This window comes from Pseudomonas sp. B20, from assembly GCF_020515755.1.
Taxonomy (GTDB): Bacteria; Pseudomonadota; Gammaproteobacteria; order Pseudomonadales; family Pseudomonadaceae; genus Aquipseudomonas; species Aquipseudomonas syringae.
In genome coordinates, this window is sequence record NZ_JAHPJG010000003.1 from 58,914 (window position 1) to 84,619 (window position 25,706).

24 protein-coding genes are annotated in these 25,706 nt (G+C 60.6%); 4 read left to right on the top strand and 20 right to left on the bottom strand.

All coding sequences use genetic code 11. The features are described from left to right. Positions 1-80: 80 nt before the first annotated feature. Entirely contained in the window at positions 81-770 is a 690-nt protein-coding gene (locus tag LIX91_RS04050) for a DUF4197 domain-containing protein (protein WP_003415511.1), read from the top strand. A 71-nt stretch (positions 771-841) separates the two neighbouring features. Here LIX91_RS04050 and LIX91_RS04055 read toward each other — a convergent pair whose 3' ends face one another. Further along, on the bottom strand, positions 842-1,651 hold the full coding sequence (locus LIX91_RS04055) for a class I SAM-dependent methyltransferase (protein ID WP_226488006.1): 810 nt from the start codon (positions 1,649-1,651) through the stop codon (positions 842-844). 96 nt (positions 1,652-1,747) lie between these two features. Between LIX91_RS04055 and LIX91_RS04060 the strand changes: the two genes are divergently transcribed. Next, on the top strand, positions 1,748-2,371 hold the full coding sequence (locus tag LIX91_RS04060; protein WP_003415508.1) for a hypothetical protein: 624 nt from the start codon (positions 1,748-1,750) through the stop codon (positions 2,369-2,371). Positions 2,372-2,382: 11 nt separating this feature from the next. Here the strand turns inward: LIX91_RS04060 and LIX91_RS04065 are convergent, their stop codons facing one another. The 6 genes from LIX91_RS04065 to ppc all read right to left on the bottom strand — a co-directional run bounded on the left by LIX91_RS04065 (position 2,383) and on the right by ppc (position 8,962). Beyond that, positions 2,383-3,072, bottom strand: a complete 690-nt coding sequence (locus tag LIX91_RS04065; RefSeq protein WP_226488007.1) for an extensin family protein — start codon at positions 3,070-3,072, stop codon at positions 2,383-2,385. 133 nt (positions 3,073-3,205) lie between these two features. After that, positions 3,206-4,069, bottom strand: coding sequence for a DUF72 domain-containing protein (locus tag LIX91_RS04070; RefSeq protein WP_226488008.1), 864 nt, complete (start codon positions 4,067-4,069; stop codon positions 3,206-3,208). Positions 4,070-4,071: 2 nt separating this feature from the next. After that, positions 4,072-4,383 (bottom strand): hypothetical protein, encoded by a 312-nt coding sequence (locus LIX91_RS04075; protein WP_003314268.1) that lies wholly within the window; start codon positions 4,381-4,383, stop codon positions 4,072-4,074. A 245-nt stretch (positions 4,384-4,628) separates the two neighbouring features. Beyond that, on the bottom strand, positions 4,629-5,303 hold the full coding sequence (gene tsaB, locus LIX91_RS04080) for a tRNA (adenosine(37)-N6)-threonylcarbamoyltransferase complex dimerization subunit type 1 TsaB (protein WP_003415505.1): 675 nt from the start codon (positions 5,301-5,303) through the stop codon (positions 4,629-4,631). Between the two features lie 92 nt (positions 5,304-5,395). Then, positions 5,396-6,043 (bottom strand): adenylate kinase, encoded by a 648-nt coding sequence (gene adk / locus LIX91_RS04085; protein ID WP_003409269.1) that lies wholly within the window; start codon positions 6,041-6,043, stop codon positions 5,396-5,398. 282 nt (positions 6,044-6,325) lie between these two features. Beyond that, positions 6,326-8,962 (bottom strand): phosphoenolpyruvate carboxylase, encoded by a 2,637-nt coding sequence (ppc, locus tag LIX91_RS04090; RefSeq protein ID WP_226488009.1) that lies wholly within the window; start codon positions 8,960-8,962, stop codon positions 6,326-6,328. 380 nt (positions 8,963-9,342) lie between these two features. On the opposite strand from ppc, the gene LIX91_RS04095 reads away from it, so the two are divergent. Next, on the top strand, positions 9,343-9,756 hold the full coding sequence (locus tag LIX91_RS04095) for a DUF4398 domain-containing protein (protein WP_003409265.1): 414 nt from the start codon (positions 9,343-9,345) through the stop codon (positions 9,754-9,756). Positions 9,757-9,815: 59 nt separating this feature from the next. Beyond that, a complete protein-coding gene (locus tag LIX91_RS04100) occupies positions 9,816-10,598 on the top strand; it encodes an OmpA family protein (RefSeq protein ID WP_003409263.1) in 783 nt (260 codons plus the stop codon). A gap of 79 nt (positions 10,599-10,677) precedes the next feature. Here LIX91_RS04100 and LIX91_RS04105 read toward each other — a convergent pair whose 3' ends face one another. The 13 genes from LIX91_RS04105 to LIX91_RS04165 all read right to left on the bottom strand — a co-directional run bounded on the left by LIX91_RS04105 (position 10,678) and on the right by LIX91_RS04165 (position 25,663). Continuing rightward, a complete protein-coding gene (locus LIX91_RS04105) occupies positions 10,678-10,998 on the bottom strand; it encodes a hypothetical protein (protein ID WP_100072177.1) in 321 nt (106 codons plus the stop codon). Further along, a complete protein-coding gene (locus LIX91_RS04110; RefSeq protein WP_003415499.1) occupies positions 10,995-11,891 on the bottom strand; it encodes an alpha/beta hydrolase in 897 nt (298 codons plus the stop codon). The genes LIX91_RS04105 and LIX91_RS04110 overlap by 4 nt, the downstream gene beginning before the upstream one ends. 203 nt (positions 11,892-12,094) lie before the next feature. Beyond that, complete coding sequence (locus LIX91_RS04115) at positions 12,095-13,372, bottom strand: flavohemoglobin expression-modulating QEGLA motif protein (protein ID WP_003339622.1); 1,278 nt, start codon at positions 13,370-13,372, stop codon at positions 12,095-12,097. Between the two features lie 133 nt (positions 13,373-13,505). Further along, complete coding sequence (locus tag LIX91_RS04120; protein ID WP_003409252.1) at positions 13,506-14,231, bottom strand: TetR/AcrR family transcriptional regulator; 726 nt, start codon at positions 14,229-14,231, stop codon at positions 13,506-13,508. 91 nt (positions 14,232-14,322) lie between these two features. Further along, complete coding sequence (gene lysS, locus LIX91_RS04125) at positions 14,323-15,825, bottom strand: lysine--tRNA ligase (RefSeq protein ID WP_003415497.1); 1,503 nt, start codon at positions 15,823-15,825, stop codon at positions 14,323-14,325. Between the two features lie 69 nt (positions 15,826-15,894). Further along, positions 15,895-16,990 (bottom strand): peptide chain release factor 2 gene (gene prfB / locus LIX91_RS04130; protein ID WP_096102164.1). Its coding sequence is split into 2 segments (ribosomal slippage): positions 15,895-16,917 and positions 16,919-16,990, totalling 1,095 coding nucleotides; the frame shifts between segments, so codons are not numbered across the junction. A 117-nt stretch (positions 16,991-17,107) separates the two neighbouring features. Continuing rightward, the gene (locus LIX91_RS04135) at positions 17,108-18,112 is read right to left on the bottom strand and encodes a PleD family two-component system response regulator (protein WP_226488010.1); all 1,005 of its coding nucleotides are present in this window, start codon (positions 18,110-18,112) and stop codon (positions 17,108-17,110) included. Positions 18,113-18,157: 45 nt separating this feature from the next. Then, the gene (locus LIX91_RS04140; protein WP_226488011.1) at positions 18,158-19,168 is read right to left on the bottom strand and encodes a chemotaxis response regulator protein-glutamate methylesterase; all 1,011 of its coding nucleotides are present in this window, start codon (positions 19,166-19,168) and stop codon (positions 18,158-18,160) included. Continuing rightward, positions 19,165-21,534 (bottom strand): hybrid sensor histidine kinase/response regulator, encoded by a 2,370-nt coding sequence (locus tag LIX91_RS04145; protein WP_046236702.1) that lies wholly within the window; start codon positions 21,532-21,534, stop codon positions 19,165-19,167. The genes LIX91_RS04140 and LIX91_RS04145 overlap by 4 nt, the downstream gene beginning before the upstream one ends. Continuing rightward, a complete protein-coding gene (locus LIX91_RS04150; protein WP_003409240.1) occupies positions 21,531-22,220 on the bottom strand; it encodes a chemotaxis protein CheW in 690 nt (229 codons plus the stop codon). The genes LIX91_RS04145 and LIX91_RS04150 overlap by 4 nt, the downstream gene beginning before the upstream one ends. Next, on the bottom strand, positions 22,220-23,500 hold the full coding sequence (locus tag LIX91_RS04155) for a CheR family methyltransferase (RefSeq protein ID WP_226488012.1): 1,281 nt from the start codon (positions 23,498-23,500) through the stop codon (positions 22,220-22,222). The genes LIX91_RS04150 and LIX91_RS04155 overlap by 1 nt, the downstream gene beginning before the upstream one ends. Beyond that, positions 23,497-24,033 carry a chemotaxis protein CheW gene (locus tag LIX91_RS04160; RefSeq protein WP_100072182.1) on the bottom strand — a complete coding sequence of 179 codons (537 nt, stop codon included), beginning with the start codon at positions 24,031-24,033 and terminating at the stop codon, positions 23,497-23,499. Before LIX91_RS04160 ends, LIX91_RS04155 begins: the two co-directional genes overlap by 4 nt. Positions 24,034-24,040: 7 nt before the next feature. Next, positions 24,041-25,663 carry a methyl-accepting chemotaxis protein gene (locus LIX91_RS04165; protein WP_003409235.1) on the bottom strand — a complete coding sequence of 541 codons (1,623 nt, stop codon included), beginning with the start codon at positions 25,661-25,663 and terminating at the stop codon, positions 24,041-24,043. Positions 25,664-25,706: the final 43 nt, after the last annotated feature.

The window sequence follows — 25,706 nt, forward strand, 5'->3', positions numbered from 1 at the left end:
CTTCCTGATACGCTTGATCACGCACCGCACCATTATCGATCCGGGTTCAGGTCAGAACCCACTTCAACAAGGACGCTCTCATGCCTCGTTTTTCGTTCTCCCTGGCCGGCCTGTGCGCTGGCCTTCTGCTGTCGGCCAACGTCTTCGCCCTGTCACTGAGCGACCTCTCGCAATCGGACGCAACCGGTGGGCTCAAGGATGCCCTGACTCAGGGCGCACAAGTTGCTGTCAAACAGCTCGGCGTTCCCGGCGGTTTCAGCAAAAATGAAGAGGTGCGCATCGAGTTGCCGGGCAAACTCGGCCAGATCGCGAAAAAGATGAAAATGCTCGGCATGGGCGCTCAGGTCGATCAGCTGGAAACCAGCATGAACCAGGCCGCCGAAGCCGCCGTGCCTCAAGCTCAGGCGCTGCTTGTAGATGCCGTGAAAAAGATGAGCGTTACCGACGCCAAGGCCATTCTCAGCGGTGGCAAGGACTCGGCCACCCAGTACCTGAGCAGCACCAGCCGCGAGCAGATCCGCGCCAAGTTCCTGCCTATCGTCAAGAAGTCCACCGATCAGGTCGGTCTGGCGCAGAAGTACAACGCCTTTGCCGGCAAAGCGGCGGCGCTTGGCGCGCTTGACAGCAAAAGTGCAAATCTTGAAGGCTACGTGACCGAACAAGCGCTGAACGGGCTGTTTGAAATGATCGCCAAACAGGAAGAAAGCATTCGCGCCAACCCTGCTGCTGCCGCTACAGGTCTGGCGAAGAAGGTCTTTGGCGCGCTTTGAGTGTGGGGTTTGCGCCTGTATTCACAGGCGCATCTGCGTTTGATTCGGGCTCAGGCCGTCGACGATAGGCGCTATGCACCGCTCTCGTCTGTGGCTGCCTTGGGCTTCAAGGCCTTCTTCGGGTAGATGTCGTAGCGGCTGGATTTGCCGTCCAGCGCATAACCCGGCTTGAGGCCGTCGATGCAGGGGGCCTTGCGCGGGCGTTTGACCACCACGCGGTGGGTGGCAAGCGCCAGCGCTGCTTCAAGCAACGCAGGCGCATCCATGTCATCACCGACCAGCGGCCGGAACAGACGCATTTCCTTTTTCACCAGCGCGGTCTTTTCCCGGTGCGGGAACATCGGGTCCAGGTAAATCACCTGGGGCGGCTCCCCTGTCCAGGCGCGGATGATGTCGATCGAGTTGCCGGTCAACAGGCGCATCCTGGCAATGATGGAGCCGACGTCACGATCACCGCGCCCGCGGGCCAGACCGTCCTCCAGCAATGCAGCGATAATCGGCTGACGCTCGATCAGGCTCATGTCGCAGCCCAGACTTGCCAGCACGAACGCATCCTTGCCAAGACCTGCCGTTGCGTCCAGCACGCTGGGGCGAACGCCTGGCTGAATACCGACCGCCTTGGCAATCATCTGCCCGGTTCCGCCGCCGAACAGCCGCCGGTGAGCCACCGCGCCCTCGACAAAATCGACACGTACGGCGCCCGGTGCATCGTCGCCCAACTGCTGCAATTGCAGCCCGCCGTCAGTCAGTTGCAGTGCAAAATCAGCGTGCGCATCGCTCAACGGCAGGCCCAGGCGCCGCGCCCACTGCGCCGCCTGCTCCTGTTCGCCAACGGCCAGGGCTTCGACCCGGATACGACTGCCTGCTTGCTGCTCAATCATTGCGCTTACACACTCAAAAATTGTTAATGATCGGCAAACTCTGCCGATAACCAAGTATCCGGCATTTTGCCAGACCCAAGGCCAGTACTGATCGCTATGTCAGAGATTGTTCAATCATCCATCGGCTATTTGTCGCACTCAGGCGACTTTAGCGTACGCAACAGCCGCACACTGGGTGGTGTGACGCAGCTGTGGTCGGATGCATTTGCCCGAGCGATGGCGGATCAGGTCAGTGAAAGCGCTTCAGTACCCGTGCACCCGACGGCTGTCGAGGTGGATGTAGAAACCGGCGAACCGGTCGCTGGCGCAAAAACCCTGAGCAAGATCGTCGAACAACGTACCTGCCCGGTCACCGACACCGAGGTCAAGCCTCCAGAGCCGCTGTTCCTGCCGATTGCCGAGTTCGACCTTGATCTGCTGCCTCCGCCTGCCGAGCCGTTCAGCATGGCTGAAATGATCGAACAGCAACGCCATCTGGAATTCGAGAGTCACTGGGTACGCCCTACCGTTCTGAACCCTTATGACGATAGCGTCAACCCAGGCCCTGGCCCGCAGCCACGCCCGCTGCATCTGCCGATTGCCGAATTCGAATGGGAACTGGCCGACAAGCCTGCCCAGCCGCTGGATGAGCAGACCATTGCCGCCCAACAACGCCAGTTCGACTACGAGAATGGCTGGGCACGTCCGCTGATCCTGCAAAACCTGCGGATGGCGGCATAAGCCCCGAACGCTTACCTGCACACCGACCAGCGCCCCATGTCGACGTGAAAATGATCGCGATGTGCCGCGTTGTACTCCGGCCCGAGCACCGTACTGAAGTTTTTGCAGGCACCGTCACGTAACAGCCTCAGAAAACGCCCCTTGTCCCCCTCGTCGCCCCAATCCTTGAGCACACCGATGCGCTGACCGTCTGCCAGGCGAAAACCTGCCATGTCCAGCGCATTGGCCGTGGCGTGCTGGCTGAGCCGAGCATTGGCGCGGTTGTAGATGTTGCGGCAGGCAAAGCTGCCCAAGTGATCGATCCGCGCTACGCGCTGGCCGAAAACGGCCTGAGCGGCAGGTTGCAATGTGTGGATATCAAACAGCGCATAGGCGACCGCCAACGGGCAACTGGCCAGAAAGCTGCTGCTCAGCGCCACGTCTCCCCCCTGAATACACAGGGTATTTTGCAGAGGGCAACGAGCAGAAGGATCACTGTCGGCCTGGCGACTGAAACGCAACCCAGACGAACCCAGCACCTGATCGCACAGTGCGGGATCGTTCTGCAATCGCGACAGCTTGTAAGCCGTCAGAAAGTTGGGCTCGGCCCGCACATCCAGTGGCGCCCATGGGTTCCAGCGCTCGGGGACATCGACCCAGCCACGCCAGACCGCGAACGCAGCCATTGCACAGAGCAGCAGGAATACCAGCAGCACGCGCATGCTCAACCCTTGGACCGGGCAACAGGTGCGAATCGGATGAAGCGTTTACAAACAGGGGCAAAACAGCGCAGTTGCGAATCCATAAGCGGACTCTCCACAAGGTCGGACTTCATCAGCCCACACCTGGAAGACCTCAGAGCAAGCCCAACTGTTCCACCTGAGGCCCGCGATCCAGCTCGAACAATGCCGGCAAGCCAGGCAATCGCGCCATCAGTTGCTGATGAAAACGCAAGGCCTGTTCGGCAGCCCTGATGTTGTCAGGGGTGTGCAGGAACACATAAGGCGTGCGCCCCTCTTCGATCCACACGGCGACCTTTTCCACCCACTGCAGCAGAGACTGATCGTTGGCCTCCAGGTCAGGACCGCCGATGAAGCGCACTTGGGGAAACAGGGTCAGCGCAGCCGGACGAGGCGGCACCTTGGGCTTTTTCGATTGGGCGTGCAGGACTGCAGGATCACTCGATACACAGCTGAACAACGCCCGGGAATCAAGGCAGATGCGCTCGACGCCTCGGTCCAGCAACAGGCGATTGAGCATGCGCTCTTCGTCACCCTTCATGAAAAACGCCATATTGCGCACTTCCACGGCCAGCGGCACATTGAGCTCATCGAGAAAACCGGCCAGCTCGGCCAGACGCTGCGGCGTGAAGCTGGCGGGCAACTGCAGCCAGAACGGCGCGATGCGCCCGCCCAGCGGCGCAAGCAGGCGAATGAATTCCTCAGCGGCGCCCACCTGCTCACGAAGATCGCCGTTGTGGCTGATGTCTTTATGGAATTTGGCGGTGAAACGAAAATCGTCGGGCATTATTTCTGCCCAGCGCTGCACCGTGGTAGCGGCGGGACGAGCATAGAACGTGGTGTTGCCTTCGACAGCGTTGAATACCTGAGTGTAGAGATTCAGGAAATCATTGGGGCGGGCATCTTCGGGGTACAGCGATTCTCGCCAGGCGTTTTCACTCCATGACGGACAACCGACGTAGTAAGGCAGGCGAGACACAATCAGACGTGCAGATCGAGCCCCGATACTTCAAGGTCCCAATCGACAAAACTGGCAGTGGCCATATAGCTGGCCAGCGCGTGGGCGACACGAGAGCTCATGGAGCGCGGGAAAATGATGTCTTGCGGACGCGCAGGCACGTTGGCAGTGCTGCCAATCGTTGAATCACCCGTTTCACGGCGAGCGCGCGCTGGAGGCGGCGGCAACTCGGCATCAACTACGACTTCCTCAAAAGAACCTTCGACGGTCGAAGGCGTTTTCTGCGGCTTTCGCTTGATGGGGTACGAGCGTGATGAGGTTCCGTCTATGCGCATCGATTAAGTACTCGGCGTCGATAGTGGCAATTTAGCGTTACTGCCTTGTAGTTCGCAAATTGCGTAACGATAACTAGACCACATATCTTGCAACTTGTTATCGCCAAATGAGATTAAAGACCATTCAGACGATAAACGGTAGATGGCAAACTGACATTTTCCAGCACTGGCTGACCGGTTGGCGATGACTGAAAGGCATTTTCCCGAAACGCGGCAGCCTTTTGTGCAAGCTCTGCCCCATTCAGTCAACGTGCCTTCGGCGTAGCCACCTTGTCACGCAGGTAAACCGGCTGAGCATCATCTGCAGGCAGGGCTTCGCCGCGATGCCAGGCAAAGGTCGCCAGCGTCAACAGATCCTGCGCGTGGGGCAGCATGGCTGCATCCTGGCCCACCAGGCTGACCGGCATACGCTCTGCGTAGCCCCAGCCCGTACCGGCACCAAACCATTGCCCGCCGGCATGCGCAGGCAACGCGGCCAATTCGGGCGCCATCACAGCTTCTTCGCCCAACAGACGCATCTCGCCAGCGGTCTCGTGATAGCAGCCCCAGTACACCTCGTCCATGCGTGCATCGATGGCCGATGCCACCTGCGATACGCCGTGCTCGCGATGGGCGCGCTGCGCCAGTACGGCGAGGTTCGACACCGGCAGCACCGGACGTTCCAGGGCGAATGCCAGGCCTTGCACGACGCCGATGGCAATGCGCACGCCGGTGAACGCACCGGGACCGCGCCCGAAAGCAATGGCGTCCAGCGCCGACATGGCAATGCCCGCCTCGGCCATCAGGCTTTTGATCATCGGCAGCAGCCGTTGGGCGTGCAGGCGCGGGATCACCTCGTAGTGGCTCAGCACCTTGCCGTCATGCAGCAAAGCGACCGAGCAGGCTTCAGTGGCGGTGTCCAGGGCCAGCAAGGTGGTCATCGGTGTTTCCGTCGTGGTCAATGTGAAAAAGTGCAGCAGTATAAATGACAAATGGCCCGCAAGCGGGCCATTTATTGTTCAGCCTGCAAGCCTCAGCTCAAGGCTTTCAGTACTTTTGCAGTGATGTCCTCAACCGAGCCGACGCCCGGAATATGGCTGCACTTGGGCTTGCCGTTCTTCGCTTCCAGCTTGCTGTAGAACTCGACCAGCGGCTTGGTCTGGGCGTGATACACCGACAGGCGATGACGCACGGTCTCTTCGACGTCATCCTTGCGCTGCAGCAGCGGTTCGCCGGTCACATCATCGATACCTTCAACCTTCGGCGGATTGAAAATAGTGTGGTAGATGCGCCCGGAACCTTCGTGAACCCGGCGGCCGGACATGCGCTTGACGATTTCTTCGTCATCGACGGCGATTTCCAGCACATGGTCGATTTCCAGACCGGCTTTCAACAGGGCTTCAGCCTGTGGAATGGTGCGCGGGAAGCCATCGAACAGCACGCCGTTCGCGCAGTCCGGCTCGGCCAGACGGTCCTTGATCAGGCCGATGATCAGGTCATCGGAAACCAGACCGCCCGAATCCATGACGCTCTTGGCCTTCAGGCCCAGCTCGGTTTCAGCCTTGACTGCAGCGCGCAGCATGTCGCCTGTCGAAACCTGCGGGATGCCGAACTTTTCAGTGATGAATTTTGCCTGAGTACCTTTACCGGCCCCGGGAGCTCCCAGCAGAATCACGCGCATCGTCATGCTCCTCAAATTTTTTATAGTGAAATCATCGGATTCGCCTCGGGGGCCAATCTAAAAAATGAATCAGGCCAATAGGCCGAAAGGCTGATCAAGATACACAGCAGACCGAGGCCGCACAAGCCGCCGAAAGTCGCAGTAAGCGCAGGCATACCGCCTTGTCAGCCTTGATTTCAGAGTGATATGACCTGTATCAAGGTTTACGGCAGGCCAGCCTGCAAATCCGGCGCTGGCCATCGCCGGACCGAAAAGGCCCGACGATGACATCAGCCTGATCCATCAGCCCGTGTTGCGCAGACCGGCAGCAATCCCCGCTACAGACACCAGCAGCGCCAGTTCCAGAGGACTGTCCAGACTGGCTTCACGATTACGCGAGCGCGACAGCAGCTCTGCCTGGAGCAAATGCAGCGGGTCAAGGTAGGTGTTGCGCAGGCTTATGAATTCCAGCGTTTCAGGGCTATGCGCCAGCAGTTGCGTCTGCCCGGTCAACCCCAGAACCACATTGCACGCCTGCGACAATAGGTCGCGTAAATGTGCGCCCAAATGTTGCAGCTCGGCGCTGACCAGACGTTCGTCGTAGAGTCGGGCGATGTCCGCATCGGCTTTGGCGAGGACCATTTCCAGCATGTCGATGCGCGTTCTGAAGAACGGCCACTGTTCACGCATCTGTGCCAGCACCTCGCCCTCGCCGCGCTCCAGCGCCTTGCTCAGTGCAGCTTCCCAGCCCAGCCAGGCGGGCAGCATCAGACGCGTCTGCGTCCAGGCGAAGATCCACGGAATGGCACGAAGACTCTCTACACCGCCCTCGCGGCGCTTGGCCGGACGGCTGCCGAGTGGCAAACGCCCCAGCTCCTGCTCGGGTGTCGCCTGGCGGAAATACTCGACGAATTCCGGGTTCTCGCGCACCACCGCGCGGTAGGCGCTGACCCCGTCGCCGGCCATCTGGTCCATCATCGTCCGCCACGCCGGTTGTGGAGGTGGCGGCGGCAACAGGGTCGCTTCCAGCACGGCGGCCAGATAAAGATTGAGGTTCTGCTCGGCGATGTCCGGCAGACCGAATTTGAAACGAATCATTTCACCTTGCTCGGTGGTCCGGAAGCGTCCGGCCACAGAACCCGGTGGCTGCGACAGGATCGCCGCGTGCGCCGGACCGCCGCCACGACCGACTGTACCGCCGCGGCCGTGGAACAGCAGCAATTCAACCTGCTGCTCGCGGCAGATCTCCACCAGTCTTTCCTGGGCACGATACTGCGCCCAGGCCGCCGCCGTCGTGCCGGCATCCTTGGCCGAGTCGGAATAGCCGATCATCACCTCTTGCGGGCCGTGCAGACGCGAGCGATAGCCCGGCAGCCCGAGCAGCGTCTCGATCACCGGTCCGGCGTTGTCCAGGTCGGCCAGGGTTTCGAACAGCGGTACCACACGCATGGGCCGCTGCAGCCCGGACTCCTTGAGCAGCAGTTGCACGGCCAGCACATCCGAGGCCGAGCCGGCCATCGAGATCACATAAGACCCCAGCGACGCCGCCGGAGCGGCCGCCACCTCCCGGCAGGTTGCCAGCACCTCTGCGGTATCGGCTGCCGGCTTGAAGTAGCTCGGCAGCAGCGGCCTGCGGTTATTCAATTCACGCAACAGAAAGTCGATACGGGTCTGCTCATCCCACTCTTCGTAGCGACCCAGCCCCAGATAGTCAGTGATTTCGGTCATCGCTGCGCAGTGACGGCTGGAATCCTGGCGAACATCCAGACGCACCAGAAACAGACCGAATGTGACGGCCCGACGCAGGCAATCCAGAAGCGGCCCGTCGGCGATCACACCCATGCCGCATTCGTGCAGCGACTGGAAACACAGCATCAACGGGTCGAGCAGTTCACGGTTGTCTTGCAGCACCGCTTCCGGCTCAGGCAGGGTTTCGCTCAGCGAGGCATTGGCCCAGTTGCGCGTCGCACGCAGGCGCTCGCGCAGGCGTTTGAGTTCCGCCCGATAAGGTTCGGCGCTGTCACCCACGCTGGCACGCAGAGCATCGCTGGCCTGCTGCATCGACAGTTCTGCGGCGAGATTGTCCACGTCACGCAAATACAGGTCAGCCGCCATCCAGCGCGCCAGCAACAGCACTTCGCGGGTGACCGCGGCCGTGACATTCGGGTTGCCGTCACGATCACCACCCATCCAGGAAGCAAAACGGATCGGCGCGGCTTCCAGGGGCAGATGCAGGCCGGTAGCTGCATGCAGCGCATGGTCAGCCTTGCGCAGGTAGTTTGGAATGGCGTGCCAGAGCGAGTGTTCAATGACCGCGAAACCCCATTTGGCTTCATCGACCGGGGTGGGTCGGATGCGCCGGATCTCTTCGGTGTGCCAGGCCTCGGCAATCAGCCGCTGCAGGCGCGAAGTAATCTGTGTGCGCTCGATACTGTTGAGATCGCGATGATCGAGTGCGGCCAGCTGCGCAGCGATGGCGTCGTATTTCTGGATCAGCGTGCGACGTGCTACCTCGGTCGGGTGCGCAGTCAGCACCAGTTCGATTTCCAGCTTGCTCAGCTGACGTGCCAGGGCGTCGGGTGAGTGGCCTTCGGCCTTGAGACGATCGAGCAGCTCGGGCAGTACTCGCGACTCGAACGGCAGCGGCTGTTTATCATCGCGGCGGTGCATGAGCTGATACTGCTCGGCAATATTGGCCAGGTTGAGAAACTGGTTGAAGGCACGCGCAACCGGCAGCAGCTCGTCATCACCCAGCCCGTCGACGCTGGAACTAAGCTGCTCGGCACCTTCCGCGGAACCGCGTCTGCCCGCTTTGGCGCCTTTGCGAATACGCTCGATCTTGTCGAGAAATTCAGCGCCTCGCTGTTCACGAATGGTATTCCCCAACAGCTCACCCAACAGGTGAACGTCTTCGCGCAGACGCGCATCGATATCGGCCATCGTTCCTCTCCCGTTTTTTATCTGGGCTCAGTTGCGTACCCGCTCGGCAGCACGGGCGTACGTGAATTCAAATCCGCTGTGCCAACAGTGCACCAAAAGCCTGCAATTGGACAAATGCTTCAGCAAAAACCTGAACGCCATCAGGGTTATTGAACGTCGTTCGACGCGCCTTCATATGATGACCAACATATTGGCACTCGTCTGAATGCCTCTGAAAAATCCTGACCGCTCAGTAGATATTTATCTGAACTATTCAAAAACCGCGAAGGTCGGAACCATTAACCATTACAGGAAAGCCCGAAAGGCAGTAGGCGGTTGTACAACCTGATGCCCGGACTTGATGCAACGACTGTCATGGATAACCACGTTGGAGTCAGACATTGGAGTTGATCAACATGAACACCCTAACTGCCAAAACCAAGTTCAAAGGCCTGCGCGGTCTCAAGCTGGCTGCGCTGGCACTCGGTAGCACCTTTATCCTGGCCGGTTGTGCCGGTAACCCGCCCTCCGAGCAGTACGCGGTTTCGCAATCGGCCGTCAACAGCGCTGTCAGCGCTGGTGGTACCGAGTTCGCGGCGGTAGAAATGAAGTCGGCTCAGGACAAGCTCAAAGCTGCTGATCTGGCCATGCAGGATCACAAATACGATGAAGCACGCCGTCTGGCTGAACAAGCCGAGTGGGACGCTCGCGTAGCAGAACGTAAATCCCAGGCCGCCAAAGCTGCCAAGGCCGTGCAGGACGCTCGTCAAGGCGTCAACGAACTCCGTGAAGAAGGCCTGCGCCAAGTGCAGTGATTGCCCTGCACACCCTTCTGTTTTCATGAATTCGTAACTGATTAAAGGACGACCCTATTATGCGCAAACAATTGATGATCCCTGCTCTGCTGGCCATGAGCGTTGCTCTGGCAGCCTGTGCAACCAAGCCGAACCCTAACCTGGAACAGGCTCGCAGCAACTTCACCGCGCTGCAGACCAACCCTCAGGCCACTCAGGTCGCAGCCCTTGAAACCAAGGACGCCAGCGAATGGCTGACCAAGGCAGAACAGGCCTTCCGTAACGATGACGACGTACAGAAAGTCGACCAACTGTCGTACCTGACCAACCAGCGTATCGAGCTGGCCAAGCAGACCATCGCCCTGCGCACCTCTGAAGCAGCGCTGCAAAACGCTTCTGCCGACCGCGCCAAGGCCCGTCTGGAAGCGCGCGACGCGCAGATCGCCGCACTGAAAAACAGCCTGAACGCCAAGCAGACCGAACGCGGTACGCTGGTGACTTTCGGTGACGTGCTGTTCGACTACAACAAGGCCGAACTGAAGCCAACCGCCCAGGGCGACATCGGCAAGCTGGCTGGCTTCCTGCAGGAAAACCCTGACCGTAAAGTGATTGTCGAAGGCTACACCGACAGCACCGGTTCGGCTTCCTACAACCAGTCGCTGTCCGAGCGTCGCGCCAACTCGGTGCGCATGGCTCTGGTACGCATGGGTGTAGACCCGGCGCGCGTTGTGACCATGGGTTATGGCAAGGAATACCCGGTTGCTGACAACTCCAGCAACTCGGGCCGCGCCATGAACCGTCGTGTGGAAGTCACCATCTCCAACGACAACCAGCCTGTTGCACCACGCTCTTCGATGAAATAAGCGACTGAGCTGCTGCACAGAAGCCCCGCCTGCGCATACAGGCGGGGCTTTTTCATGGGCGAGGGTTTTTGCGGCGGTCTTATTGCCGGGGCGTTTGCTGGCCAAGGCAACGCACTGCCTGCCTGCGATCATCGATCAATACGCCCGACAGACCTTTTCGCGACGTATCGAACAACACCAGTACGCCATCAACGCACTGCGCCACCTCGGCGGCTGGCGTGGCAGCGACCTTGTAATCCTCGCCGGGGACGGTTTTGAGCAGGGTGAATTCACCGAGCAGCAGTGCATCCTCGGGCTTTGCGAAGTGCAGGTAGCCGTAAAACCACAGACAGCCCACCGTGCCGATGACTGCACCAATGGCGCTGAGGATCATGCCGTTGAGATTACGCTCGCGACTCATGGCGCTGGCGGTGTTGCAGGGGTCGGGTAGTTGGGCACTTCCGCAAGGCGGCGCAGGCCGTTGAAATGCGTCGGGTCGTCCAGATAACGCAGCATCACCTGACGCCAGAGAGGGTCTGCGAACGTCTGCACGTGTTCACCCCGGGTCAATTGCAAGACGCGCGGAGGCGGCGCGGCCTTGTACAGCTCGATGCCGTTGGCGAGCGGCACCAGCGTGTCGTCCATGCTGTGAAAGATCAGCATCGGTGTGCCGGCCAGTTTTGGCAGGCCGTTGACCGCGCTGTCGGCCTCCGGGATAAACCAGGACAGGGGCGTTTTCAATGGCCAGGTCAGCCACGATTTGCTCAGCGAGTTTCGCGCGACGCTGCGGTAGCTGGCCGGCACGCTGTCCAGCACCAATGCCTTGATCCGCGAGCGCTCTTGCGGGTGTTCGGACAGGTAATGCACCGCCAGCGCCCCACCAATGCTTTGCCCCAGCACCACAAGCGGTTTGCCTTGCACTTGCGGCGCAGTGTTCAACCAGTCGAAAGCGGCCTGAACGTCCTCGTAGACCGCTGGCAGGCTTGGCTCGCCCTGCGACTCGCCATAGCCCCGGTAATCCAGCATCAACACTTGATAACCCTGCTCGGGCAACCACCAGACGCCACCCAGATGCCAGGACAGGTTGCCACCGTTGCCGTGCAGATGCAGCACCGTGCCCTTCACCGGCACGCCTTCCTTGGCGGGCAGCCACCAGCCATGCAGGCGCGTACCGTCGGCAGCCGTGAGGTTCACGTCCTGATACTGCAGGCGCGCCTTGTCAGGGGTGAACGGAACACCCTGCTCGGGGTAGAACAACATCGAACTGCAACCGGTGAGCGCAAGGACCAGGGTGAAGATGCCGAGCAGTTTCAAATGAGCTTTCCTTGTTGTTTTCATCGCCACATCACTGCTGTGCTGGCGCGAGACTCAGATTCTCGTTCCCATGTTCCGCGAGCATTGGCCGATAGGCATAATCATGAGCTTTCGGAGAATGTACCTCTCCTTCGCGAACAAGTTCGCTCCTACGGCCTTCGGCCAGAGTCAAAAACAGGCTGGCGTACAGCGAAGATCGCTGCCTACAAAATATTCGAGTAATCCGCTTCGATGCGGTCCAGGCTCAGGTGGTTTAGGAAGTTGGAGAAGCACATCCAGGCCGACAGGGCGTTCATGTCACGGAACTGCTCGGGCAGGTACTTGGGTGCAACCACCAGCCCTTCGTCCACCAGTTGGCGCAGGGTACGCATGTCTTCCAGCGTGGTCTTGCCGCAGAACAGCAGCGGTACCTGTTCGAGCTTGCCCTTGCGCACGGCAAGCTGAATGTAGTTGTAGACCATGATGAAGCCCTTCAGGTAGGACAGGTCCTTGGTGAACGGCAGGCCGTTGGGCACCGAGCCGCGGAAGACGCGACTGGCATTGCCGTAGCTCTCGGACATGCCAAAGCCCTGCTCCTGGTAAAACTCGAACACCTGCAGAAAATCGGCCCCCTGCTCGGCCATGTGAATGGCGCGCGTGCGATTGGTCAGCTTGCGCAGGCGGCTGGGATAGGATGCAAAGGCGATGACTTCCATGAGAATCGCCAGGCCTTCCTGCGTCACCGTCGAAGATGGCGGACCTTTGGACAGGAACGTACAGATCGGCTGGTTTTGCCCGTTCAGCGTGGTGCCCACGTGCACCAGTCCTTCGTGCACTTCCAGCGCGCGTACATCGCGTTCGTTGAACATCGCGTCGGTGCGGATCTTGATGTAGTCGGCACCGGCAGCCGCATCGGCGACGATCCCGTCGGATTCGAAAACCCGGATGGTCTCCTCGGCCTCACCGAACACGCGGTTCAAACGCGATTGCAGCAGCGAAACAGCGTCCTTGGCGGTGAGCGTTTTCGGCTCGTCCTTCAGGTCGCCGCGTCCGGCAATGTTGTTCAGGTAATCCGAGAGCATCAAGCCAAGATCGGCCAGCGTCGGATCACCCGCATGGAAAGCGTCGGATGCCGCGCCGTACAATTCCTGAGAAATCAGCCCGAAGTCGGACGTGCCGCGTGCTTCAAGCATACGCACCACCATGCGGTACTCACGGCACATGCGGCGCATGATCTGCCCGACCGGGTTGAACTGCCCCAGTTGACGCGTGACGTCGCGCTCGATGTTCTGGAACTCTTGCTTCAAGGCGGAAGAGTCGAAACCCAGCGGACGGTTTTCGTAATAAGCGCGGTCCACGGCAGGCAGCGCCTTGCCCTTGGCGGCCAGAAACTCCTTGCGGACGTTCTCATCCCATTTAACTGCATCCAGAATGCGAATCGGCGTCTGTGCAACGACGATCCGATCCGATAAAGCACGAATAGTCTGTTGATACTCGTCCACCGGTACTCCTTGGCTGGCTGTCACGCTACTGCTTGGCGGCGCGGAACAACACGCCACCGCTGGAAAATATCGAAACTGGCAGGCTCGTCAAACCGTCTGAGCAGCCGATCCGGGCACTCGCGCAGCAGTATAGTCACCCTCGAAGCGGCTGCGGCGTCCCCAGCACCAGACGCATCTGCCGGGTCAGGATACAGAGCATTTCTTCGTCCGCCTGACGCTGCGGCCCATGCAGCAGGCCTTGATACTCAATGCGACGAATAAGCCCCGTCAACACCTGAGCATCCTGATAGGGCTGCAGGGAACCGATCACCTGAAAGAACTGACAACTGCCTTGCAGCAAAATTTCCTGGTGGGCCATGACCAATGGCGTCAGGCGCGGGTTGATCAGTGCTTCGTGGTAGAACGCCTGCTCGGCAATCAGATAGTCACGCCGGGTCAGCAGTTGATGGCGGATATGCTCCATCACCATACGCGCGATGTCGTCCGCCAGACGAAAACGGTCGGTCGGACTCCCGGAACTGCGGCTCATCATCTCGCGCAGAATGCCTTCGGTGTTCTGCCACAGCCGCGCCAGATAGTCAGCGCTGCGCTGTACATACTGGGCGAAGGCATCGGTCAGCAGATCATCGATATCCTTGAAGTAATAGGTGGTTGCCGACAGCGGCACACTGGCTTCAGCGGCCACTGCGCGATGGCGCACGGCGCGTACGCCATCACGCACCACGATACGCATGGCGGCATCGAGAATGACCTGCCTGCGCTGCTCACTGCCCTCGCGCGCAGCCTTGCGGCCCTGATACTTGACGCTTTTGGCCACCGCGCTGGCTACTCCGGCGGCCCCTTCTCTGGCAATCGTCACGACAGCTTCCTTATAAGTCGCTCTGAAATGAGTCGATCTGAAAAACACTTAAAAAAAAGCCGCCCAATGAAGGCGGCTGTTTTTCCACTGCTTACGCTTGCGGGCGCATGTGCGGAAAGAGGATCACGTCGCGGATCGACGGAGAGTCGGTGAGCAACATCACCAACCGGTCGATACCGATCCCCTCGCCTGCGGTAGGCGGCATACCGTACTCCAGCGCACGGACGAAGTCGGCGTCGTAGTGCATGGCTTCGTCGTCACCGGCATCCTTGTCGGCCACCTGCGCCTGGAAGCGTTCGGCCTGGTCTTCGGCGTCGTTGAGCTCGGAGTAGGCGTTGGCAATTTCGCGACCGCCGATGAACAGCTCGAAACGGTCGGTAACGTTCGGGTTTTCGTCATTGCGACGCGCCAGCGGCGACACTTCGAACGGGTACTGGGTAATGAAGTGCGGCTGTTCCAGCTTGTGCTCGACCAGCTCTTCGAAAATCATCACCTGCAATTTGCCCAGACCTTCGAAGCCCAGCACCTTGGCACCGGCCTTTTTCGCAATGGCGCGCGCCTTGTCGATGTCCTGCAGGTCGGCAGCGGTCAGCTCAGGGTTGTACTTGAGGATCGAGTCGAACACAGAGAGACGCACGAACGGTTCGCCGAAGTGGAACACCTTGTCGCCATAAGGCACGTCGGTGGTGCCCAGCACCAGTTGCGCCAGTTCGCGGAACAGTTCCTCGGTAAGGTCCATGTTGTCTTCGTAATCGGCGTAGGCCTGGTAGAACTCGAGCATGGTGAACTCGGGGTTGTGCCGGGTCGAAACACCTTCGTTACGGAAGTTGCGATTGATCTCGAAGACCTTCTCGAAGCCACCGACCACCAGACGCTTGAGGTACAGCTCCGGCGCGATACGCAGGAACATTTCCATGTCCAGCGCGTTGTGGTGGGTTTCGAACGGCTTGGCCGCCGCACCGCCGGGAATGGTCTGCAGCATCGGCGTTTCGACTTCGAGGAAGTCGCGCTTCATCAGGAAGCTGCGGATGTGAGCGATGACCTGCGAGCGCACGCGGAAGGTTTCGCGCACTTCCTCGTTGACGATCAGGTCGACGTAACGCTGACGGTAGCGCTGTTCGGTGTCGGTCAGGCCGTGATGCTTGTCGGGCAGCGGACGCAACGACTTGGTCAGCAGGCGAACGCTGGTCATCTCTACGTACAAATCGCCCTTGCCGGAGCGTGCCAGCGTACCTTCGGCAGCGATGATGTCGCCCAGGTCCCAGGTTTTCACCTCGGCCAGGGTTTCTTCAGGCAGGGTCTTGCGGTTGACGTAGACCTGGATGCGCCCGGTCATGTCCTGGATCACCATGAACGAGCCACGGTTGAGCATGATGCGACCGGCAACCTTGACCGGGATCGCTGCCTCTGCCAGTTCTTCCTTGGTCTTGTCGACGTACTGTTTCTGCAGGTCATTGCAGTAGCTGTCGCGGCGGAAGTCGTTGGGGAAGGCCTGACCCTTGGCACGGCCTGCTGCAAGCTTTTCCTTGCGCAAGGCGATCAGGGTGTTTTCTTCCTGTTGCAGGGCTTGCGGGTCGAGTTGTTGGTCGCTCATGTCTTTAAATATTCCATCACAGGTTCGCCCTCGCCTTGCGACGAGGGGCTTGAGGTGTCGGCTGACGGTTTACAGCCCTTGCTTGAGGCTCGCGATCAGGTATTCGTCGATATCGCCATCAAGCACCTTGTCGCAGTCGCTGCGTTCGATGTTGGTCCGCAGGTCCTTGATACGCGAGGCGTCCAGTACGTACGAACGAATCTGGTGACCCCAGCCGATATCGGACTTGGTGTCTTCGAGCGCCTGGGACGCCGCGTTACGCTTCTGCACTTCCTGCTCATACAAACGGGCCCGCAGCATTTTCATGGCGGTGTCCTTGTTCGCATGCTGGGAACGCTCGTTCTGGCAACTGACCACGGTATTGGTCGGAACGTGGGTGATACGCACCGCCGAGTCAGTGGTGTTTACGTGCTGACCACCGGCCCCGGAGGAGCGGTAGGTGTCGATGCGCAGGTCCGCCGGGTTGATGTCGATTTCGATGTTGTCATCGATTTCCGGCGAAACGAATACGGCCGAGAACGAGGTGTGGCGACGGTTGCCGGAGTCGAACGGGCTCTTGCGCACCAGACGGTGAACGCCGATCTCGGTACGCAGCCAGCCAAAGGCATATTCGCCCTTGATGTGCACGGTAGCGCCCTTGATACCGGCGACTTCACCGGCGGACAGTTCCATGATGGTGGCGTCGAAACCGCGCTTGTCGGCCCAGCGCAGGTACATGCGCAGCAGGATGTTGGCCCAGTCCTGCGCTTCGGTACCGCCGGAGCCGGCCTGGATGTCCAGGTAAGCGTTGTTGGGGTCCATGTCGCCACTGAACATGCGGCGGAATTCGAGCTTTTCCAGCGATTCGCGCAGGCGCTCGACTTCGGCGGCGACGTCATCGACGGCGGCCTGGTCTTCTTCTTCGGCAGACATCAGCAACAGGTCTTTGGCATCGGCCAGACCCGAGGACATTTCGTCCAGGGTTTCGACGATCTGCGCCAGCAGGGAGCGCTCGCGCCCAAGTTCCTGGGCGTAGGCCGGGTTGTTCCAGACGTTTGGATCTTCGAGCTCGCGGTTGACTTCGGTCAGACGATCATGTTTGTGATCGTAGTCAAAGATACCCCCGAATGGTTTCGGAGCGCTCGGACAAATCCTTGATGCTGTTTAGGATCGGGTTGATTTCCATGGTAGGCAGCACTCGCAGGCGAAATTTTCAAAGCCGACGAGTATACCCCAGGGCGGACCACGAAAGCAGCACGTCGGGCAGGCGTTGTGAGGCCTATTTTACCGATCGCAGCCGGCGTCAGCCCACCGCGACCTGATTGCGTCCGTTGTTCTTGGCCTGATAAAGCCCCTTGTCGGCATCCAGAATCAGCTGACGGCTGTGCATTCCGAGCTGTGGCGTCATGGTCGCCACACCGATACTCACCGTCAGGCTGGAGCCGGGCGCTGGCGCAATGTGCGGGATATTCATACCTGACACGCTCTGGCGCAGTTTTTCAGCCAGCAGACGCGCCCCGCCCGGTGAGGTATTGGGCAGGACCATGGCGAATTCCTCGCCCCCGTAGCGAGCCGGCAAGTCCGACGGACGACTGCAACTGTTGCGGATGGCCTTGGCGACCTGGCGCAGGGCCTCGTCGCCCTCCAGATGCCCGAAGTTGTCGTTGTAGGGCTTGAAGTAGTCGACATCGATCATCAGCAACGACAACTGGGACTGCTCGCGAATTGCCCGGCGCCACTCCAGTTCCAGGTACTCGTCGAAATGACGGCGATTAGACAGGCCCGTGAGGCCATCGGAATTCATCAGGCGCTGCAGCACCAGATTGGTGTCGAGCAGTTGCTGCTGGCTGACGCGCAGAGCCCGATAGGCCTCGTCGCGCTGCAGCAGGGTCATGTACGAGCGCGAGTGATAGCGAATACGCGCCACCAGCTCGATGTTGTCCGGCAGCTTGACCAGATAGTCGTTGGCGCCGGCCGTGAACGCCGCGCTCTTGATCAGCGGGTCTTCCTTGGTAGACAGCACGATGATCGGGATATCGCGGGTCAGCGGGTTGCTGCGGTACTCGCGAACCAGCGTCAGTCCGTCGAGGCCCGGCATCACCAGGTCCTGCAGAATCACCGTCGGCTTGATCTGCACGGCCTGGGCAATCGCCTGATGCGGGTCGGCACAAAAATGAAAGTCGATAGACTCATGGCCGGCCAGGCCGCGTCGTACGGCTTCACCAATCATGGCCTGATCGTCCACCAGAAGTACCATTGCGCTGTTTTCATCCGGCGTCTTGAGCTCATCCGTTTGCAGGTCATTCATGATCTTTCTCCTGATCGCCGACTGCCACTGAGTTCAGCACAGCAGTCATTGAGTAAATACCTCGATCAAGCGAGGTGCTATGGCGGGCAACGGACAGATTTCCACGGCAGCATCGATGGCTGCGGCAGCCTTGGGCATGCCATACACAGCAGAGCTGGCCTGATCCTGAGCGATGGTCAGAAACCCCCGCTCGCGCATGGCCTTGAGCCCCTGTGCACCGTCGCGCCCCATCCCGGTCAGCAGAACGCCGACCGCCTCACCACTCCAAAAACGGGTGACGCTCTCGAAAAACACATCAATCGAGGGTCTGTAAACTTCATTCACCGGCTCCGCCGTGTACGCCAGCGTGCCGTCCTTGAGCAATCGAATGTGATGATTGGTGCCCGCCAGCAACACCACACCCGGCTGTGGCGTTTCGCCTTCCCTGGCCAGACGTACCGGCAGGCCGGAGGCGGAGCTCAACCAGTCGGCCATACCGGCGGCGAAGACCTGATCGACATGCTGCACAAGGACGATCGCCGCCGGGAAGCTCACCGGAAGCCCCTTGAGCAGAATCTCCAGCGCCGCAGGCCCGCCTGCCGAGGAACCGATCGCGACGAGCCGGTCACGTCTCGACGGCGCGGAAACCGGTGCAGCCGCGACCCGTTCAAAACCGACACGCTGGCCGATCAGCCAGTCGATATTGAGGATCTTGCGCAGCAGGGGCGCCGCCGCCTCTTTGGGATTGGGACCACCGATGGCCGGCGTGTCCACCACATCCAGTGCGCCGTGCCCCATCGCTTCGAACACGCGGCGCATGTTCTGCTCGTGGTCGACGGTCACAATGACGATGGCGCAGGGTGTTTCGGCCATGATCCGGCGCGTGGCTTCCACGCCATCCATCACCGGCATGATCAGGTCCATCAGGATCAGATCCGGGGTCTGCTCGACGCAACACTGCACGGCGTCGGCACCATTGGACGCCACCCAGATGATCTGATGCGCGGGCTCGAAGGCCAGCGCACGGCGCAGGGCTTCGATGGCCATGGGCATATCGTTGACGATGGCAATCTTCATCCTTGCGCGTCTCCTATCAATTCGACGACAGCGTCGAGCAAGGCATCATCGTGGAAACTGGCCTTGGCCAGGTAATAATCGGCGCCAGCGTCCAGGCCGCGACGCCGGTCTTCTTCGCGGTCCTTGTAGGACACGACCATGACCGGCAAGGACTGCAAGCGGGTATCGCGGCGCAACAGAGTCACCAACTCGATACCGTCCATACGCGGCATGTCGATGTCGGTAATCAGCAGGTCGAAGTCTTCGGCGCGCAGTGCGTTCCAGCCGTCCATCCCGTCTACGGCCACCGACACCTGGTAGCCGCGACTGACCAGCAGCTTGCGCTCCAGCTCGCGCACGGTCAAAGAATCATCGACCACCAGCACGCGCTTGCGTGACACCTGGTCTGCCTGGCGATCGCGTCGATCGATGCGTTCCAGGCGGCCGGTATTCAGGAGTTTTTCCACCGAGCGCAGCATGTCTTCGACATCGATGATCAGCACCACCGAACCGTCGTCGAGCAAGGCTCCTGCCGACACGTCCTGCACCTTGCCCAGGCGCGCATCGAGCGGCATCACCACCAGCGTACGCTCACCGATGAAGCGTTCGACGGCGACGCCATAAACCGCATCGCGCTCGCGGATGACCACGACCTTGAGCGTTTCTCCGGCCTTCTGCGCAGGCGGCCGGTTCAGCAGTTGACTGGCCGAGACCAGCCCCACATGCCGCTCTTCATCCCAGAAATGCTGACGCCCTTCCAATTGCAGAATGTCGTCAGGCTGCAGGTCGCGCATACGTTCGATGTGAGCCAGCGGAAAGGCGTAGGCTTCGCCGCCCACTTCCACGACCAGGCTGCGTACCACTGAAAGCGTCAGCGGCATTTCAATTCTGAAGCGACTGCCCTCGCCCGCCCATTGCTGCAGCTCGACGCTGCCGTGCATCTGGCGAACCATATGCTGCACGGCATCGAGGCCGACACCACGGCCGGAAATCTGCGTGACCTTGTCGCGCATGCTGAAGCCCGGCAGAAACAGAAAACTCAGCAGTTCTTCCTCGCTCAACTGCGCAGCGGTTTCGGCAGGCGAAAGCTTGCGGTCAACGATACTCTGGCGCACACGTTCAAGGTCTACGCCACCGCCGTCATCGCTCAACTCAACGACCAGCAAGCCGGCCTGATGCGAGGCCTGCAGACGAATCAGACCTTCAGGGTCCTTGCCGGACGCCACGCGCTGCTCGGGCGACTCGATGCCATGGTCCACGGCGTTGCGCAACAGATGGGTCAATGGTGCATCGAGCTTTTCCAGCACATCGCGATCGACCTGCGTCTTTTCGCCTTCGATCTGCAAGCGGACCTGTTTGCCCAGCTCACGCCCCAGATCGCGGACCATGCGTGCCTGGCCGTTCAGCACATCGGCGAAAGGTCGCATGCGGCAGGCGAGTGCCGTGTCGTATAGCAACTGCGCACGTTGCGCCGACTGCCAGCCGAATTCATCCAGCTCGGCAGTGTGCCGGGCCAACACCTGTTGCGCCTGGGACAGGAGGCTGCGCGCGTCTTCCAGGGCTTTTTGCACATCGGCCGAAGGACCTTCCTCGCCAAAACTGGCACCCAGTACTTCCAGCGCACGGTCGCTGCTGCTTTGCAGGCGCTTGAGCCGCTGCATACCGGCCAGCAGCGGTTTGAGGCGCTGGGTCTCGACCAGCGATTTGCTGGACATGTCCAGCAGACCGTTAAGACGCTCGGCAGTGACTCGCAACACGCGTTCGCCACCTTCGGCCACACGCCGTTCACGCAATGGCGTGAACGGTGCTTCAGGTTCCGGCATCGGCATATCGGCTGGATGGGCGGGCGCAGACGAGTCTGCGGCCGACGGCTCGGGCACAGACTCCGGCACAACTGCCGCGCCGGACGTTTCGAACTGCAGCATCGCGCTGGCGAGCAAAGCGTCCGAGGCCGGGTCCGGCAGCGGCGTACTGACCGCACGCGCTGCGCCAGCGCCGGAAGCCAGCAACGTATTGAGCCTTTCGACGTAACTGTCGATATCAGGCTGACCAATACCGTCGCTGCCAGGCGTGGCAATACGCATCAACAGGTCGGTCCCCGACAGCAGCGCGTCGATATGCTCGGCCTGAAGCAGCAGACGCCCTTCCTGGGCGCTGACCAGACAGTCTTCCATCACATGCGCGACGCTCACGCCGAAATCGACGCCGACGATTCGCGCTGCGCCCTTGAGCGAATGAGCGGCACGCATGCAGGCTTCCAGCTGATCCGCCTGGGTCGGGTTACGTTCGAGTGCCAGCAGGCCCGCACTGAGTACCTGGGTCTGCGCGTCGGCTTCCAGCGTGAACAGTTCGAACAGCGAGGCGTCACGCATTTGATCTGGCGTCATGTGAGGCTCCGATACACCGCCGACAACAACTCATCTTCGTCCAGCCAGCGCAGGCTGCGGCCCTTCCATTGCAGCACGCCACGGGTGAAACGGGCATTGGCGTGCGTGCCGGACGCCGAAGCGGCTTCCAGCTCGCGCTCGTCAATGGCGTGAATACCGTCTACCTCGTCGACCGGCACCACCACCGGGCCGCCTTCGACGCTCACGATCAGCATACGCGGCACCACCCGCGTCGACGGGGTATTCACAACGGTGCTGTCCAGCCCCAGCAGCTCGACCAGTGAAATGCACGCTACCAGAGCGCCGCGTACATTGGCGACACCCAGCAACGCACGCGAGCGCTGGTGTGGCAGTGAATGGATGGTCTGGCTGGGGGCGACTTCCGAGAGGCAGCGCGACGCCAGCCCCAGCCACTCTTCGCCAAGCCGGAATACCAGAATCGAACGGGTCTCGAGGTCGCGCAGCAGCACCGAGCCCTGAAAATGCTCGGGCGACTCCTGGGCCAGCGAATAGCGGTCCAGCAAACGGGTGGCGGCAGCCGAATAAACCGCGCAGTTGCGGCAGTGGATGTGCTCTGCAAGCAACGGGCAGGAACGATCGCCATGAATACCGATGCGGTTCCAGCAATCATCGATATCCAGAGCCTGATCATGGGTCAGACTGGAAAAACCGGACACGCCCGCCATCAGTGGTTTCCTTGTTTATTCGCGCCACGCGCAACGCGGTCCTGCAGGCGCCGCGCGCCGGCAGTGTCACCCTGGGCAGCCAGCAATGCCGCCAGTTGGGCCAGCGATTCTGAGTGCTGCGGTTGCAGATACAGCGCCTTGCGATAGAAGCCCTGCGCCTGTGGCACACGGCCTTCCACTTCGCTGAGCAGACCCAGCCAGTAAAACACCTGCGCGACCGGCTCATGCTGTTGCAGGTAACGCTCGCATGCAGCCCGCGCCTCGGCACTTTTGCCTTCGTTGGCCAGCCCCGCAATCCTGTCGAGCAACGCCGACATCTCGCTGTTGCCCGCCGCAGCGTCTGGTTTTGCAATGGGCGCGAATGCGGCGGAGGTGCGCGGCGCAGGTCGTGGCGCGACCGCTCTGGCAGGTGCCTCGACGACAGGACGGGGCGCAACGGGTGCAGCGACCTGTTTTGGCACCGGGGCTGGCACTGCCGCATCGACAGGTGCGTGCCGGAAGGCGAACGACTGGGCGATCCCCGTCGAGCGCATGCCGATAGCGGCCAGCAGGTTGCCCTCCGCCGGACCGATGAACAGCAGGCCGTCTTCACGGGTCAGTTGTTTGAGCACCTTGAACACATGTTGCTGGGTCTGCCGATCGAAATAGATCACCAGATTGCGGCAGAAGACGATGTCATAGGCCGCTTGCGAAACGAGTTTGGGGTCGAGCAGGTTGCCCGGCTGAAAACTCACACAGGCGCGAACACTGTCAGCGATTTCAAAGCCATCAGCGACCGGATTGAAATACCGCTCGCGATAACTGATGTCGCTGCCACGAAACGAGTTTTTGCCGTAAACACCGTGCTCGGCCTTGGCAATCGAAACAGGGCTGATATCGATGGCATCGACCTTGAATTGCCTGGCATCGACCCCGGCGTCGAATAGCGCCATGGCGATGGAATATGGCTCCTCACCGGTCGAGCACGGCAGGCTGAGTATGCGCAAGGGGCGCGCACCGGCAAGGCTGGCGATACGCTCACGGGCCAGCATGCCCAAGGTGACAAACGATTCGGGATAACGAAAGAACCAGGTCTCGGGAACGATCACCGCTTCGATCAGCGCCTGCTGCTCCTGCGCCGACGAGACCAGAAGATGCCAGTAGGCATCGCTGTCAGCGCAGTGGGCGGCCGCCGCACGCTGACGCAAGGCGCGCTCGATGATCGCTTCGCCGACGGACGTCACATCCAGGCCGATACGCTCCTTGAGAAAGCTGAAGAAGCGCGAATCATCCACCTTCATTGCGCGTCCTCAAGCAATTCGAGGTCAATCGGCGGCACCGGGTACAACAACTCGCGGACCGGCTCGCTCAACAGCTCGTGGACATGAATCCACTGCAACAGGCCCTGCTCATCCTCTCGCACCGGCCCAAGGTACGGCGACAGGCGATTGTCCAGCCCGTAGGCCTTGAACTGCGCAACCGGGCAGCGCAGCGTTTCGGTCGCCTGTTCCAGAATCAGCCCGAGCAACTGCGCCGGGTGCACGTCGTCGTAGCGGTAATGCACCAGCACCATGCGCGTACTGGTACGCGAGCGCGCCGGCTGACCGGAGTTCAGCGCACTGATGTCGATCACCGGGACGATCTCGCCACGATGGGCGAAGATTCCCGCCACCCAGTGAGGTGCCCGGGCAATGGTCTTGAGCTTCACACGCGGCAGGATTTCGGCGATCTCGGTCGCGTCCAGCGCATAGCGGTCTTCGCCGATGCAAAACAGCAGAAAGAGTTTGCTGGCGGTCAGTGGCGTGCCATTGCGCCTCGGCGAGTGATCGCTCATTGATCGTTCAGACCTTGAAACGCGAAACGCCACTGCGCAGCCCGACCGCGACCTGACTCAACTCGTCGATGGCGAAACTGGCTTGACGCAGTGATTCGACGGTCTGGCTGCTGGCATCCGCCAGTTGCACCAGCGCCTGGTTGATCTGTTCGGCGCCGGTGGCCTGAGCCTGCATGCCTTCGTTGACCATCAGCACACGGGGTGCCAACGCCTGAACCTGATGGATGATCTGCGACAATTGCTCGCCGACCTGAGTGACCTCGAACATGCCGCGGCGCACCTCTTCGGAAAACTTGTCCATACCCATCACGCCAGCAGACACCGCCGACTGGATTTCCCGCACCATCTGCTCGATGTCATACGTGGCGACGGCAGTCTGGTCGGCCAAGCGACGCACCTCGGTGGCCACCACTGCAAACCCGCGACCGTATTCACCGGCCTTTTCGGCCTCGATGGCGGCATTGAGCGACAGCAGGTTGGTCTGGTCGGCGACCTTGACGATGGTGACGACGACCTGATTGATGTTGCCGGCCTTCTCGTTGAGGATCGCCAGCTTGGCGTTGACCAGATTGGCAGCGCCCATCACCTGATGCATGGTGTCTTCCATGCGTGCCAGGCCCTGCTGGCCGGAACCGGCGAGCACCGAAGCCTGGTCTGCCGCCGAAGTGACTTCGGTCATGGTCCGCACCAGGTCCCGCGAAGTGGCGGCGATTTCCCGCGACGTCGCGCCGATCTCGGTGGTGGTTGCCGCGGTCTCGGTGGCGGTAGCCTGCTGCTGGCGGGACGTTGCAGCGATCTCGGTGACCGAGGTAGTGACCTGTACCGAAGAGCGCTGCGCCTGCGCTACCAGCGCGGTGAGCTCGGAGACCATGTCGTTGAAGCCGGTCTCGACCGCATTGAACTCGTCCTTGCGCGACAGGTTCAGCCGGGTACTCAAATCGCCCTTGCGCATGACGTCCAGAATACTCACGATCATCTGCATCGGAGAGGTGATCGAGCGCATCAGCAGCAGCCCGCAGGCCGCCGCCGCCATGACCGCGATCAGCAGAGAGAGCACCATGCTGATCTTGGCACCCAGCACAGCGTTGACGATATTGGTGGTGGACTGGTCAGCCAGTTGCTTGTTGGCAACGATCAGGTCTCTGAGCTGCAGACGGCCCTCGCTCCAGACCGGATTGAGCTCGTTGTAAAACTCATCGCGAGCGCCCGCATAATCACCGCGTTCGTACTTGGCGTGAACATCGGCAAGCATGCGCGAATAGACCTCGCGGCGCTTTTCGAACACCGCGAAGCTGGCCCTGTCCGTGTCATCGAAGATGGATTTCTTGTAGCCGTCCATCTGCGACTGAAGGGCGTCTTCAAACCCCTTGAACTGGTCCTTTTCCTGCTTGGTCAGCGGCCGCCCCTGCCCTTCGGCAATCAGCTCCAGCGTGCGGATGTAACTCTCGCCCCAGGCACTGCGCACCAGGGTGCTGTAGTAGACGCCGGGCAACGCATCGAGACGCACATCTTCCTCGCTGGACTCGATGGACAACAACCGTGAATAAGATACAACGACCATCAGTAGCATGATTGCGATGATGACGGCGAAACTCGCCAGAATCCGTTGGCGCAAGGTCCAGTTCTTCACAGTCAGCCCTCAAGAGTTCAACGACGGCGTCGGGCCGTGTTCA

Excerpts from the sequence above, each read along its gene's own strand:
- LIX91_RS04050 (WP_003415511.1), top strand. The coding sequence starts at position 81 with ATGCCTCGTTTTTCGTTCTCCCTGGCCGGCCTGTGCGCTGGCCTTCTG.
- LIX91_RS04055 (WP_226488006.1), bottom strand. The coding sequence starts at position 1,651 with ATGATTGAGCAGCAAGCAGGCAGTCGTATCCGGGTCGAAGCCCTGGCC.
- LIX91_RS04060 (WP_003415508.1), top strand. The coding sequence starts at position 1,748 with ATGTCAGAGATTGTTCAATCATCCATCGGCTATTTGTCGCACTCAGGC.
- LIX91_RS04065 (WP_226488007.1), bottom strand. The coding sequence starts at position 3,072 with ATGCGCGTGCTGCTGGTATTCCTGCTGCTCTGTGCAATGGCTGCGTTC.
- LIX91_RS04075 (WP_003314268.1), bottom strand. The coding sequence starts at position 4,383 with ATGCGCATAGACGGAACCTCATCACGCTCGTACCCCATCAAGCGAAAG.
- tsaB (WP_003415505.1), bottom strand. The coding sequence starts at position 5,303 with ATGACCACCTTGCTGGCCCTGGACACCGCCACTGAAGCCTGCTCGGTC.
- adk (WP_003409269.1), bottom strand. The coding sequence starts at position 6,043 with ATGCGCGTGATTCTGCTGGGAGCTCCCGGGGCCGGTAAAGGTACTCAG.
- ppc (WP_226488009.1), bottom strand. The coding sequence starts at position 8,962 with ATGGCCGATATCGATGCGCGTCTGCGCGAAGACGTTCACCTGTTGGGT.
- LIX91_RS04100 (WP_003409263.1), top strand. The coding sequence starts at position 9,816 with ATGCGCAAACAATTGATGATCCCTGCTCTGCTGGCCATGAGCGTTGCT.
- LIX91_RS04105 (WP_100072177.1), bottom strand. The coding sequence starts at position 10,998 with ATGAGTCGCGAGCGTAATCTCAACGGCATGATCCTCAGCGCCATTGGT.
- lysS (WP_003415497.1), bottom strand. The coding sequence starts at position 15,825 with ATGAGCGACCAACAACTCGACCCGCAAGCCCTGCAACAGGAAGAAAAC.
- LIX91_RS04135 (WP_226488010.1), bottom strand. The coding sequence starts at position 18,112 with ATGAATGACCTGCAAACGGATGAGCTCAAGACGCCGGATGAAAACAGC.
- LIX91_RS04140 (WP_226488011.1), bottom strand. The coding sequence starts at position 19,168 with ATGAAGATTGCCATCGTCAACGATATGCCCATGGCCATCGAAGCCCTG.
- LIX91_RS04145 (WP_046236702.1), bottom strand. The coding sequence starts at position 21,534 with ATGACGCCAGATCAAATGCGTGACGCCTCGCTGTTCGAACTGTTCACG.
- LIX91_RS04150 (WP_003409240.1), bottom strand. The coding sequence starts at position 22,220 with ATGGCGGGCGTGTCCGGTTTTTCCAGTCTGACCCATGATCAGGCTCTG.
- LIX91_RS04155 (WP_226488012.1), bottom strand. The coding sequence starts at position 23,500 with ATGAAGGTGGATGATTCGCGCTTCTTCAGCTTTCTCAAGGAGCGTATC.
- LIX91_RS04160 (WP_100072182.1), bottom strand. The coding sequence starts at position 24,033 with ATGAGCGATCACTCGCCGAGGCGCAATGGCACGCCACTGACCGCCAGC.